This window comes from Tersicoccus solisilvae (genome assembly GCF_014643255.1).
Taxonomy (GTDB): domain Bacteria; phylum Actinomycetota; class Actinomycetes; order Actinomycetales; family Micrococcaceae; genus Tersicoccus; species Tersicoccus solisilvae.
In genome coordinates this window covers 63,361-76,381 of record NZ_BMJI01000011.1, presented here as the reverse complement: position 1 = coordinate 76,381, position 13,021 = coordinate 63,361, and the positions used below count along the sequence as shown (strand labels likewise).

Genomic DNA, 13,021 nt, shown 5'->3' with positions numbered 1-13,021 from the left:
CATGGTCGGGTGAGCCACCCCGCGAGCCCGACCGAGGCCGAACCCGCGTCGACTCGCCCGGCCGATCGGCCCGACACCCCCGCCGCGGTGGGCTCACCCGGCGGCGCCGGCCGCCCGGACCGCGTCGGCATGATCCGCTCGGCCCGACGCCGGGTGCTTCCGCCCGGGGAGGCCCTCACCTACGCGGCCCTGAGGCTCCGGCTCATCGGCACCGGCCCCGGCTCGCTCCGGCTCGGCCCCGCCGGCTGGGGCCTGATCGCCGTCGCCGCCGTCCTCGGTGGACTGCTCAGGTTCGTCCGGCTGGCCGAACCGCACTCCCTGGTGTTCGACGAGACGTACTACGTCAAGGACGCGTACTCGATGCTGCAGAGCGGCTACGAGCGGAACTGGCCGGAGAACGCGAACGACGCCTTCGTCGCCGGCCGGCCGCAGCTGCAGAGCACCCCCGAGTACGTGGTCCACCCGCCGGTCGGCAAGTGGATGATCGCGTTCGGGATGTGGCTGTTCGGCAGCGACAACGGCATCGGCTGGCGCTTCAGTGCCGCCGCGATCGGCACGCTGAGCGTGGTGCTGATCGGCCTCGCCGCGTGGCTGCTGTTCCGCTCCCGGGTCCTGGCCGGGCTCGCGGCGCTGTTGCTGGCCGTCGACGGCCACCACCTGGTCATGTCCCGCACCGGCCTGCTCGACGTCTTCCTCTCCTTCTTCCTGCTCGCCGCGTTCGTCGCCCTGCTGCTGGACCGCGACGACGGACGGCGACGGCTGGCCCGTCGGCTCTCCGACGCCGCCGCCGCCGGCCTGGCCACCGTGACCGCCGGCCATCCGCTCCTGCTGCGCACCGGCCCGTTCCTCGGGCTGCGGCCGTGGCGGCTGCTCGCCGGCGTGCTGCTCGGCCTGGCCGTCGGCACCAAGTGGTCCGCCCTGTCCTTCGTCGCCGTGTTCGGGCTGATGACCGTGTTGTGGGACATGAACGCCCGCCGGCTCGCCGGCATCGTGCACTGGGCGCGGGCGGGGATCCTCAAGGACGGGCTGTTGGCCTTCGTCGCGATCGTGCCCGTCGGCGCCGTCACCTACCTGTTCACCTGGACCGGCTGGTTCCTCTCCGGTGATGCGTGGGACCGGCAGTGGGGGCAGGACAACCCGGCCGGCCCGTGGGGCTGGGTCCCGGCCTCCCTGCGATCCCTGTGGCACTACCATCTGACCGCGTACGAGTTCCACCAGGGGCTGAGCGCCGAACACCCGTACCAGGCGAGCGCGTGGACGTGGCTCGTGATGGGCCGGCCGACGTCGTTCTACTACGAGTCGCCGACCGGGCCGGTGGCCGGGTGCGACGTGGCGAAGTGCTCCTCGGCGATCCTCTCCGTCGGCAACCCGCTGATCTGGTGGACGGCGGCGCTGGCGCTGATCGTGCTGCTGTTCTGGTGGATCGGCCGCCGCGACTGGCGGGCCGGCGCGGTCCTCGCCGGGGTGGCTGCCGGCTATCTGCCGTGGTTCCTCTACCCGGAGCGGACGACCTTCTTCTTCTACGCCGTCTCGTTCGAGCCCTTCCTCGTCCTCGGCCTGACCATGGTCGCCGGGGCGGCGCTCGGGGCGCCGCGAACCGCCGAGGACGGCCCTGTTCCGGCCGCCCGGCGCCGGTGGGGCATAGTGGTGCTCGGGGTATTCGTGGCGGCCGTGCTGCTGCTCACCGCGTTCTTCCTGCCCATCTGGACGGCCGAGGTGCTCCCCTACGAGCAATGGCGGCTGCGGATGTGGATGCCCAGCTGGATCTGAAAGCGAGCGTGTACGGGTGACCCACCCCCTCCACCCCTTCCCCTTTAAGGAAGCGAGCACGGAGCTCCTGGTCACGGTGGACCGCCAGTCCAACACCACGGACCTGCTCGCGCAGTTGGCGCAGCGCAGCCCCTGGACGCCCCTGTACGCGGTGCGCTCCGACGACGGGTGGACGGACGTGACCGCCGGGGCCTTCGAGGACCAGGTCAAGGTGCTCGCCCGCGGCCTGATCGCCTCGGGCCTGAAGCCGTCCGACCCGGTGGCGGTGTTCTCCCCCACCAGCTACGCGTGGACCCTCGTCGACTTCGCCATCTGGTACGCCGGTGGGGTCACCGTGCCGATCTACGAGACGTCGGCGCCCGCCCAGATCGCCTGGATCCTGCAGGACTCCGGCGCCCGGCACGTGTTCGTGGCCGACCGCGGGCGACGCCGCGCGGTGCAGACCGCCGCCGAGGAGGCCGGCACCAGCCCGAGCATCTGGTTGATGAGCGACGAGGGGTACGGCCCCGACTTCTCCGACCTGCGCCTGCTCGGCGAACCGGTGGCCGATTCCCTGCTGGAGGCCCACCGGTCCAGCAACACGCTGGACACGCCCGCCTCCCTGGTCTACACGTCGGGCACCACCGGCCAGCCCCGCGGCTGCATCATCACCCACGGCAACTTCACGGTCCTGGCCCGCAACACCATCCCCGTCCTGCAGGAGGTGATCGGCGAGAACGGCCGCACCCTGATGTTCCTGCCGTTGGCGCACGTGCTGGCGCGCGCGGTCCAGGTGATGTGCCTCGTCGGGCGCGTGCAGATCGGGCATGTGGGCAACACCGGCACCCTGATGCGCGACGTCGAGACGTTCGCGCCCACGTTCCTGCTGGGCGTGCCGCGGATCTTCGAGAAGATCTTCGCGGCGACGCAGCGGCGGGCCGAGAACACGGGTCTGGGCAAGCCGTTCGCCGCGGCCGTGCGCACCGCGGTGCGCTGGTCCGAGCTGGAGCAGGAACGGGCCTGGTACCGCGGTCCCGCGGCGGCCGCACCGCGCATCCCCCTACGCCTGCGGGCGGCGCACACGGTGTTCGACGCGCTCTTCTACAGCCGGCTGCGCTCCACGCTCGGCGGCTCCCTGGCCTGGGCCATCTGCGGTGCGAGCGCCCTGGACCCGCACCTGACCCACTTCTTCCGCGGCGCCGGCATCCCCGTGCTCGAGGGCTACGGCCTGACCGAGACGACGGCCCCGGCCGCGGTCAACGTGCCGTCCAGCACCAAGGTGGGCACCGTCGGCATCCCCCTGCCCGGCACGACGGTGCGGATCGCCGACGACGGCGAGGTGTTGATCCGCGGAGTCGGCGTCTTCGCGGGCTACCACGGTGCGCACGCCGACGGCGAGCACCGGATCGCCGCCGACGCCGTCGCCGCCCCGCTTCCCGCGGACGGCTTCCTGCACACCGGCGACGTCGGCCGGATCGACGACGACGGGTTCCTCTCCATCACGGGCCGGCTCAAGGACCTCATCGTCACGGCCGGCGGCAAGAACGTCGCCCCGGGACCGCTCGAGGAGGCGCTGCGCCGCGAGCCGCTGGTGGACCAGGCCGTCGTCGTGGGCGACGGACGCCCGTACGTCGCCGCCCTGCTCACCCTCGACGAGGAGGAGCTGGCCGCGTTCGCCGTACGGCACCGGCTCGGCCCCCTGACGCTCGCCGAGGCCGCCGAGCACCCCCAGGTCCGGGACCACCTCCAGCATGCCGTCGACGCCGCCAACGCACCCGTCTCCCGCGCCGAGAGCATCCGCCGGTTCGCGGTCCTGCCGACCGCGCTGAGTCTGGAGTCCGGCCACCTGAGCGAGAGCCTCAAGGTCAAGCGGCACGTCGTGACCCAGGACTTCGCCGACGCCGTCGACGGGCTGTACACCGCCGCCGGGACGACCGCCGGCTGACCGACTCCACGCCCCGGACACGTCCGGACGCGCGACGACCCGCCACCGGATCCGGTGGCGGGTCGTCGCGCGCGGGAGACGGTACCGCGGTGGGTGCCGCCGGTCAGCCGGCGGTGACCTCCTCGTGGTCGGCCATCGACCGGCGCAGCGCCTCCTGCGCCGCCCGGGACCGAGCCCGCCGCCGTCGCGTGGGCCAGGTCATGATCAGGGTGACGAGGCTGACGACGACGACGAGGCCGCCGATCACGATGCCCGAGTCCACCCAGAACTGCGCGGGGAACAACCGGATCAGGGCGTCGTTCTCGTAGAACGTCCAGTTGCCCTGGGCGAAGAACACCCGGTGGAACGTGGTGAAGAACAGGCTCCAGTCGATCAGGGCGAACACGCCGAGCGCGATGACGACCGCGAGGGTGATCAGGGAGCCGACGAACAGGCCGCGCCGCACCCCGCCGAGGTAACGCTTGGCGAGGTAGACGACGGCGATCAGGCCGAGCACGAACAGCACGGCGGCCACGATCCAGGAGACGCCGATGACGTTCTTGACGTCCACCATGTGGCTGATCTCGCCCTCGGTCAGCAGCGAGCCGCCGTCCTTGCCCGGGATCTGCGTCAGGTACCGCGGGTTCGCGAAGTTGTTGATGTAGTCCTCGACGGCCGAGCCCCAGGTGAGCCGGTCGTCGGCCGTGAAGCCGTACGGGTCGGCCGGGAACCCGGGCCGGTGGTACTCGATCCAGAGGAACAGCGGCGAGGCGACGGCGCGGACCGCGGCGGCCAGCAGCACCACCGGGAAGGCGATCGCCAGCACCACCTGCCAGAAGCGGCCGGCGGCCGGCTTGCCCTCCAGGGCCGCGTCGCGCCGGGTGGCCCGGCGGCGGGCCTCCTCGTCGTCCTCGGCCGCCCCGGCCGCATTCGCCTGCCGGCCCTCGTCCTCGACCGGGCGTTCGGGCAGGTCCGGGTCCCGCTCGTCCTCCGGGCGCACGCCCCGGCGCTCGTCGTCCCGGTCCCGGTCCTGGTCCCGGCCGAGCCGGCCGGCCGCCCCGGCACCCGCCACCGTGGCACCGGCGGCAGCGGCACCCACCGCCACGCCCGACCCCGTGGTCCCGGTGGGGGCCACCACGTCCCGATCGCGGTCGTCACGGTCGGCGTGCGCAGCGGGATCGCGGTCGGCGCGCGCAACGCGATCGCTGTCCGTGTCCGTGTCGGCGTTGCGGTCGGTGCGGTCGTCGGCGGGGTCCTCGGCGCCGTCGGCGGAGACCCAGCGGTGCTTGTCGGCACGAGCCGGGCCCGCGCCGGCGTCGAGCGCGCCGTCCGTGCCGCCGTCCCTGGTTCCCTCGTCATCGCGTCCGTCGTCATCGCGTCCGTGCTCATCGCGTCCGTGCTCATCGAGTCCGTCGCCCGCGCCCGGGTGGCCCGCGGCGACGGCGGACGAGCCGAGCGGTGCGGGGACGTCCCCGGCGGGGTCGGCGTGGGTCGCCGCGGACCGGCGATCGATCGTCGTCGCTCCCGCGGCGGCCCGGCCCGCATCGCTGCGCGCGTCCGTCTCCGTGATGCCGGTGCCCACGCGCGGGCCCTCCTCCGAGCGGGCCCGCTGCTCGGCGTCGGGGTCGGACGTGCCGGCGTCGAGGTGCGGCGCGTCGCCGTCGTCATCGGTGGCGCCGTCCTGCCGCGCGTCGGCGGCCTGCCCCGATGCGGCCGGACCGGTCCTCGGCTCGTCGTCGAACTCACGGTCCCAGGCGTCCATGGCCGCGGCGTGGTCGAAGCGCTCCCGCCATCCCTCGGCCGGGTCCAGCCGGCCCCCGTCCGCGGCGTCGACCGCCCCCGGTGCGTCCCCGGCATCCCCCGTGGGGACGGCGCGGTCCGCGGCGTCGACGGGGCGGGACTCGTGGTCCGGGTGGGCCGTCGCCTCCGACGGCTCGTCCGGGACGAGCGGGACCGGCTCGGTCACCCGCACGCCGGTCCGCGGCTGCCCGGCGGTGTCACCCGCGCCGGGGTCCCCTGCCGGATCACCGGCGGGGCCGGCGGTGATCGGGTCGTCGGCACCGCCGTCCCGGGCGGACCGCTCGCGACGGTACTGGTCGGCCAGTTCCCGCGACGTCGGGATATAGCGATCCCCGTCGTCAGTGTCCAGGGGCGGGTACTCGTCCTCGGGTCGCGGTGTCCTGCTGCTCACGGGTCTCCTCGTTGTGGTCCGGCCGATCGCGCTCGCCCGGACGGCGTCGTCGTCGTGCGACGGGCTCGAGCCGGGCTTTTCTCCCCACGAGGCTACTCGCCGCCGGCCGCACATCGGCGCTAGGGCACGGCTTGCGGGCGTACTCGTCGGCGCGAGGCCCCCACCGTGCCGGTGGTGCCGGGTCGGCACGGTCAGGCGGCGAGCTCCCGGTACCCGGCGTCGGCAGGGTCGAGGTCGCCGCGCTGCCCGGCGGCGACGGCGCGGCGGCCCAGCACCAGCACGTAGGTCCAGAACGCCGCCAGCACGAGGGCGCCGATGCCGATCCGCAGCCAGGCCGGCAGTCCGCTCGGCGTCACGAATCCCTCCACCAGCCCGCTCACCGCGAGCACGAGGACCAGTCCGAGCGCGACGGTCACGAGCGACCGGCCCTCCTCGGCGAGCGCCTGCAACCGGGTGCGCGGCCCGGGCCGCACCCACGCCCAGAAGATGGCCAGGCCCGCGGCACCGGCCACGAACACGGAGGTCAGCTCCATCAGCCCGTGCGGCAGGATGAAGAGGAAGAACGTGTCCGTCCGGCCGTACGCGACCATGATTCCCGCCGTCAGCCCCAGCGACTGGGCGTTCTGGAGCAGCACGGCCGGCACCCACAGCCCCGTGACGCCGAAGGCGACGCACTGGGCGGCGATCCACGCGTTGTTGACCCAGACGGATCCGGCGAACGAGGCGGCCGGGTTCTCCGAGTAGTAGTCGACGAACTCCCGCTCGACGAGCCGGCGTCGCGACGCCTCCGTGCCCAACGTGGCCAGCACCTGCGGATCCGAGGCCACCCACAGCGCGTACGCGGCCGCGACCGCGCAGAACACCACGCCGACGACGACGGTCAGCCACCGTAGCCGGTAGAGGGCCGCGGGCAGCGCGATGACGAAGAACCGGGCGACGTCCTCGGCCAGGTTGGACCGGGCGCCGGTGAACCGGGTGCGCGCGCGGGCGAGCCGAGCCGACAGCAGGGCCGACGTCGGGCTCTCGGGCGCGACCGACCGCAGCAGCGAGAGGTGGGTGGAGACCCGCTGGTAGAGGCGGATCAGCTCGTCGGCCTCGGGCCCGCTCAGGCGCCGCCGACCCGACAGCGCGGCGAGCCGGTCCCAGTCGGGCCGGTGCACCGCCTCGAACGCGTCGATGTCCACGCGCCCAGCGTAACGGCGGCGGACCCCCGTGAGCAGCGCCCGGCACGGCTCGAGCCGCCGATCGGCGCACGTCAGCGGCCCACGGCGAGGACCGGTGGACTACAGTGACCGCATGAACGGGCCACGGCCGTGACGTCGATCGTCAGCGGGGAGGCGGTCGTCCTCGAACTGCGGCCGGCGACCTTCGCCTCCCGCGGCGCGGGCCTGCTGATCGACGTCCTGGCCCAGATCGTGCTGCTCGTCGCGCTGCTGCTGCTGGTGGCGCCCGCCGCCCAGGGCATGGACCCGGCCGCGGCGCGCATCCTCATCCTCGGTCTGGTGATCCTCGTCCTGGTGATCGCCCCGATCACCGTCGAGACGCTCAGCCGGGGCCGGTCCCTCGGCAAACTCGCCCTCGGGCTGCGGATCGTGCGCGACGACGGCGGGAGCATCCGCTTCCGGCACGCGGTGATCCGGGGCCTGCTCGCCGTCGTCGAGATCCTCATGACGGCCGGCTCCCTGGCCCTGCTCGTCTCCCTCGTCAACGAACGGTCCAAGCGGCTCGGCGACATGGTCGCCGGCACCTACAGCGTGCGCGAGCGGGTGCCGACGCGGCACCGTCCGCTGGCCGAGACGCCGCCCGCGCTCGCCGGGTGGGCCGAGCTGGCGGACCTTGGGCGGTTGCCGGATTCACTGGCCCGTCGCGTGCGCCAGTTCCAGCAGAATCTGCTCCGGCTCTCCCCGGAGTCACGGCAGCGGCTCGGCGCGGCGCTGGCCGCGGAGGCGGCCGTCGTCGTCGCCCCCGCCCCGCCTCCCGGAACGCCGCCGGAGGACTTCCTGGCCGCGGTGATGAGCGAACGACGCCGCCGGGACACGAACCGCCTGCGGGCGGCGCGGGAGCGGGCGGAGACGCGGGCCACCGCCCTGCACCGGCTCCCCTACTGAGTCAGCGGGCGCGGTTCATCCGATCTCGTCGGTCGTCCCGCCCCCCGCCACGTCGCGCGCCAGGTCGAGCACCGCCTCGACCCGCCGCGGCTGCCGGATCCCTGGCACGACGGCGGCGGCCACGTGGTTGAGCGGCACCGGATCACTGAACGGAATGATCCGCACCTGCGCCGACCACTCACCCGTGAGCGATCCGGTCCAGACGTTCGTCACGCTGCAGGCCAGTCCCGCCGCGACGATCTGCCGGATCCCCTCGGCCACGACACTGCGGTAGCGCACCCGGGGTGAGACGCCGGCCGCCTCGAACATCCCGATCACCCGCTCCGCGCTCGGGGGCACGTCGAAGAGCACGATGTCCTCGTCCGCCAGGTCGGCGAACGTCAGGGCCTGCCGGCGGGCCAGCCGGTGCCCGGCGCCGACCATGGCGCGGGCGGAGGAGACCGCCAGCGGTCGCAGGTGGACCCCGGTCGCCGCCTGCAGTGAGTAGACGAACGCGATGTCGAGCTCACCGTCGAGCACTTGCTGCTGTAGCCGCTCCGCGGCGCCCTCGACGAACTCGAGCCGGATCTCGGGCCAGCGGCTGCGGGCCGCCGCCAGCAGGCCCGGGATGAGCCGGGGTGAGATCGCCGTCAGCACGCCGACCCGCACGACGCCGGACGGTAGTCCCTGCGCGTCCCCGAGATCCCGGCCCATGTCCGCAGCCGCGCGCAGCAGCCGCCGCGCCCGGGCGGCGAACTCGCGGCCGGCCGCGGTGGGTGTGATCCGGCGGGAGGCGCCGCGGATGAGCAGCGGCACCCCGACCGCCTTCTCCAGCTGAGAGACAGCCATTGACACGGCGGACTGCGAGAGGCTCGTCCGCCGCGCGGCCTCGGTGATGGAGCCACCGTCGAGGACGGCCACGAAGTACTCGAGCTGCCGCAACGTCAGATCGGTCATCGATTTCCTCGAGGGTTGTTTGCTAAAGGTTTGATTATACAAGGGGTGTGATCGCGCCCACACTGGGATAAACATTCGTCCCCTGGAGGTTCCCGATGTCCGATCGTCCCGTCCCGTCCCCCGGCTCCCCCGCGAGTGCGCCGCTGGCGGTTCCCCTCCCGGGCGATGCGCCGTACGTCGTCACGCTCGGCACGGCCGGCGGTCCGCGCTGGTGGCGCGAGGCGGACTCGGGCCAGCGCACGGGCATCGCCACGGCCGTGGTCGTCGGCGACGCCTTCTACCTCGTCGACCTCGGGGAGGGCGCCCTCCGCCGGTTGGCCCAGGCCGGCCTTCCGCTGGAGCGGCTGCGCGGCGTCTTCCTCACCCACCTGCACTCGGACCACACCTACGACCTGGCCGGCCTGGCGACCTTCGGGCTCTACGCGCTCGGCGACCGCGTCGACGACCCGGTTCCGGTGCTCGGACCCGGCGACCGCGGCGTCCTGCCGCCGGTCTCGCCGCGAGCGACGCATCCGCCGCGGCCGGTCGCACCCCACCGGCCGACGCCGGGCACCGTCGCCATGGTCGAGAGCCTCCTCGCGGCGCACGCGACGGACCTGAACGACCGGATCCTGGACAGTCTCAAGACCAGCCCCGAGGACGTGCTGGACGTGCGGGACATCGAGATCCCCGCTGCGTGCGGCTTCCACGCGAACGAGAACCCCACCCCCGACATGGAGCCGTTCGAGATCTTCCGCGACGACCACGTCGTCGTCAGCGCGATCCTCGTCGAGCACCCGCCGATCGCGCCGGCGTTCGCGTTCCGGTTCGACACGGCCGACGGGTCGGTCACGATCTCCGGCGACACCGCGTTCACGCCGAACCTCATCACCCTCGCCCAGGACACCGACCTGCTGCTGCACGAGGCGATCGACTTCGCCTGGGTCGACGACCTCTACGGTGGCTCCGCCCGGGAGGCGGACCGGGCGGCGCGGGACCACCACGAGAAGTCCCACACGTCGGTGGCCGACGCCGCCAAGGCCGCCCAGGCCGCGGGCGCCGGCCGCCTCGCCCTGCACCACCTCGTCCCCGGTTTCGCCGACCAGCGGATCTGGCGCGAGGCTGAGGAACATTTCCCGGGCCCCGTCCACGTGCCCGACGACCTCGACGTCATCGCCTTCCACCGCCGCTGACCGGCACCGACCGCCCATCCCCACGTGAGGACCCCGACATGACCCTCCCCCATGCCCCCGAGCGGGACGAGCTGCAGCCCGACGACGCCGTCGCGGCCGGTTCGCCCGACGCCAGCCCGGCGACGCCGTCGTCGCCCTCCCCGTCGCCGGCCACCGGCTCGCTCAACACCCGTCAGATGCGGCGCATCCTCGGCTCGAGCTTCCTCGGCAGCGCCATCGAGTACTACGACTTCATGCTGTACGCGACCGCGGCCAGCCTCGTGTTCGACAAGGTGTTCTTCGCCAACCTCGGTCCCGGCTTCGCCCTGTTCGCATCGTTCGCCACCCTGGCCGTCGGATACATCGCCCGGCCGCTGGGCGGCATAGTCTTCGGCCACTTCGGGGACCGCGTCGGCCGCAAGAAAGTGCTCGTGCTGTCGATGATGATCATGGGTGCCGGCACGATCGCCATCGGCCTGCTGCCCACCACCGCCCAGGTCGGCATGGCGGCCCCGGTGGCGCTGGTGGTGCTGCGCGTCATCCAGGGCATCGCCGTGGGCGGCGAATGGGGTGGCGCCGCCCTGATGGCGATCGAGCACGCGCCGCAGGAGCGGCGTGGTTTCGCGGCCGCGTTCGCCAACGCCGGCGGCCCCGCCGGCGCCGTGCTCGGCACCCTGGCGCTCTCCCTCTTCGCCGCCGTGTCCGGTTCGGGCTTCCTGGTGTGGGGCTGGCGGATCCCGTTCCTGCTCAGCGCGGTGCTGATCGTCGTCGGCCTGGTGATCCGCCTGCAGGTTTCGGAGACGCCGTCGTTCCGCCGGCTCGAGGCCGCCGGTGCCCGACGCCGGATCCCGCTGCTCGACGTGCTCCGCACCAGCCCGCGCGCCCTGCTGATCGGGCTCGTCGCCACGACGGCGTTCTACGTCTGTCAGGCGATGACCACCGTCTGGGGCGTCTCGCTCGCCGTCGGCAGCGGGGCCGACAAGAACGGCGTGCTCAACATCAAGGCCGTGGCGGCCGTGCTCACGCTGGTCGTCTGCTTCTACTCCGCCCGGCTGAGCGACCGGATCGGCCGCCGCACGGTGCTCGGTGGGGCGGCCGTCCTCGGCATCGTGCTCGCGTGGCCGATCATCGCCCTGATGAACAACGGCACGCTGTGGGGCTTCGCGATCGCCGTGATCCTCGGCAACGGCGTCGTCCAGGGCTTCCTGTACGGGCCGATCGCTGCCTTCGTCTCCGAGCAGTTCCCCAGCCGGAATCGGTACACCGGGGCCTCGCTGTCGTACCAGATGGCGTCCATGCTCGGTGCCGGCTTCACTCCGATGATCGTCACCGGCCTGATGCTGCCGGCATGGGGCGGTCTGTGGCTGGTGGCGCTGTTCTGGGTCCTGATCCTGGCCGCCGCGTTCGTCGCCGTCCGGCTGGCCCCGGAGGGCACCCGGCAGCGGATCGACTGAGGCGGTGCGCCGGACCCGGCAACACGGGTCCCGGATCGCCCGAGGGCTCGATCAGGAGTCGTCCTGATCGGGCCCTCGTGCGTCCCGGTGATGGACCGCGCAGCTCAGTTGGCCCAGGCCGACCAGGGAACGTTCCAGTCGCCGAACCCGTCGGTCGGCTCCATCGGGCCGTAGCCGGTGTTCTTGATGATGACGACGTCACCGGCGGTCATGTTGTCGTAGACCCACTTGGCACCGGTCGGGGACATGCCGATGCAGCCGTGGGAGACGTTGATCAGCCCGAGCAGCGGCTGGGCCGACGGCAGGGCTTGGTGGATGAACTCCCCGCCGTTGCTGATCCGGCTGGCGTAGTGCACGGTCAGCGGCGGGTAGTACTTGGGGTCGCCGGGCTTGAGCCCGATGGTTCCGGCGTTGAACTTCGTCGTCACGTGCTGGTCCATGATGACCTTCGTCCCGTAGGTCGACGGCCACTCCTCGTCCCCCAGCGAGACGGCGTACCCGCCGACCTGCTTGCCGTTGACGGAGATCGTCATCCGATGGGTCGCGCTGTCGGCGACGGCGATCTTCTCGTCCCCGATGCGGATGGTCTGGTGGTAGTCCTGGTTGCCGATCTGACCGTTGCCCAGATCGACGCCGAACAGCTTGGCGTCGATGGTCAGGGTGCTGTGCGCCTTCCAGTACTGCGGCGCGCGGAACCGCACCACCTGGTTGCTGTACCAGTGGAAGTCGCCCTTCTGCCCGGCGCTCGAGGTGATGGCGATGGCCTTCTCGACGGCGTCCCGGTTGAGCACCGGCTCGCTGAACCTGAACTGGATGGGCTGGCCGACACCGACGGTCTTCATCTCGGCGCTCGGGTAGACGATGGCGTCCGCCTCGTTCTGCGCGGCGACCGTGGTGAACTGCTGGGTCTGGGTGCGGGTGGCCCCGGCGGTGTCCTTCGTCGTGTACGCGAGGGTGTACGCGGTGTCGAAGGCCAGCCGGCCGGACGAGCTCCAGGCGGCGCCGGCGCCGCTGGTCGCGCCCTTGACGGGCGTGCCGTCGGCAGCGGTGAGGGACACGTCCGCGAGGGTGCCGTGCGCGGCCTTGACGGTCACCGGCGTCACCGGGTTGACCTCGACGGCGTCGGCGGTGGGGTTCGTCGCCACGGTGACGGGAGCCGGGGCGGACGACGACGTCGCGGTCGGGGTCGGCGCGGACGGGGTCGACGCGGCGGCAGTCGCCGACGGGGAGCTGCTCACCGGGCGGGTCGAGGACCCCGTGGCCACCGGGTTCCCGGCGGAACAGCCACCGACCGTGACGATCAGTCCGGTGGCGGCGGCCAGGGCCGCGAGTCGCAGGGAAAGACGGCCGCGCGGCGGCCGGGAGAAAACAGATGACACGTGAAGACCCCTCGTTCGCGGGCGTCCACGCCCGTGTCCCAGTGTAGGCGACGACGAGCCCATCCCGGAGAAAACGCGCGGTGACGCGTCGCCGTCCCCGGGGTGGGCTCGTCGTGGTGTCGCTGGGAG

The 13,021-nt window shown here is 73.0% G+C and carries 9 protein-coding genes; 5 read left to right on the top strand and 4 right to left on the bottom strand.

Going from position 1 to position 13,021, the window contains the following annotated elements; all coding sequences use genetic code 11:
• The first annotated feature begins 9 nt into the window (after positions 1-9).
• A complete protein-coding gene (locus tag IEX22_RS09950) occupies positions 10-1,770 on the top strand; it encodes a dolichyl-phosphate-mannose--protein mannosyltransferase (protein WP_229659927.1) in 1,761 nt (586 codons plus the stop codon).
• Positions 1,771-1,786: 16 nt separating this feature from the next.
• Positions 1,787-3,694 carry an AMP-dependent synthetase/ligase gene (locus IEX22_RS09945; protein ID WP_188668226.1) on the top strand — a complete coding sequence of 636 codons (1,908 nt, stop codon included), beginning with the start codon at positions 1,787-1,789 and terminating at the stop codon, positions 3,692-3,694.
• Positions 3,695-3,797: 103 nt separating this feature from the next.
• On the opposite strand, the gene IEX22_RS09940 is transcribed toward IEX22_RS09945, so the two are convergent.
• The gene (locus tag IEX22_RS09940; protein ID WP_188668223.1) at positions 3,798-5,864 is read right to left on the bottom strand and encodes a TIGR01906 family membrane protein; all 2,067 of its coding nucleotides are present in this window, start codon (positions 5,862-5,864) and stop codon (positions 3,798-3,800) included.
• A 191-nt stretch (positions 5,865-6,055) separates the two neighbouring features.
• Entirely contained in the window at positions 6,056-7,048 is a 993-nt protein-coding gene (locus tag IEX22_RS09935; RefSeq protein ID WP_188668221.1) for a stage II sporulation protein M, read from the bottom strand.
• Between the two features lie 129 nt (positions 7,049-7,177).
• Between IEX22_RS09935 and IEX22_RS09930 the strand changes: the two genes are divergently transcribed.
• Entirely contained in the window at positions 7,178-7,972 is a 795-nt protein-coding gene (locus IEX22_RS09930; protein WP_188668219.1) for an RDD family protein, read from the top strand.
• 15 nt (positions 7,973-7,987) lie between these two features.
• On the opposite strand, the gene IEX22_RS09925 is transcribed toward IEX22_RS09930, so the two are convergent.
• Positions 7,988-8,908, bottom strand: coding sequence for a LysR family transcriptional regulator (locus IEX22_RS09925; RefSeq protein WP_188668217.1), 921 nt, complete (start codon positions 8,906-8,908; stop codon positions 7,988-7,990).
• 95 nt (positions 8,909-9,003) lie between these two features.
• Between IEX22_RS09925 and IEX22_RS09920 the strand changes: the two genes are divergently transcribed.
• A complete protein-coding gene (locus tag IEX22_RS09920; protein WP_188668215.1) occupies positions 9,004-10,080 on the top strand; it encodes an MBL fold metallo-hydrolase in 1,077 nt (358 codons plus the stop codon).
• A gap of 38 nt (positions 10,081-10,118) precedes the next feature.
• The gene (locus IEX22_RS09915; protein ID WP_188668213.1) at positions 10,119-11,513 is read left to right on the top strand and encodes an MFS transporter; all 1,395 of its coding nucleotides are present in this window, start codon (positions 10,119-10,121) and stop codon (positions 11,511-11,513) included.
• A gap of 104 nt (positions 11,514-11,617) precedes the next feature.
• Here IEX22_RS09915 and IEX22_RS09910 read toward each other — a convergent pair whose 3' ends face one another.
• On the bottom strand, positions 11,618-12,892 hold the full coding sequence (locus IEX22_RS09910) for a L,D-transpeptidase (protein ID WP_188668211.1): 1,275 nt from the start codon (positions 12,890-12,892) through the stop codon (positions 11,618-11,620).
• Positions 12,893-13,021: the final 129 nt, after the last annotated feature.

Bases quoted from the DNA above. Each gene is read 5' to 3' on its own strand.
- IEX22_RS09925 (WP_188668217.1), bottom strand. From the start codon at position 8,908: ATGACCGATCTGACGTTGCGGCAGCTCGAGTACTTCGTGGCCGTCCTC.
- IEX22_RS09920 (WP_188668215.1), top strand. From the start codon at position 9,004: ATGTCCGATCGTCCCGTCCCGTCCCCCGGCTCCCCCGCGAGTGCGCCG.
- IEX22_RS09915 (WP_188668213.1), top strand. From the start codon at position 10,119: ATGACCCTCCCCCATGCCCCCGAGCGGGACGAGCTGCAGCCCGACGAC.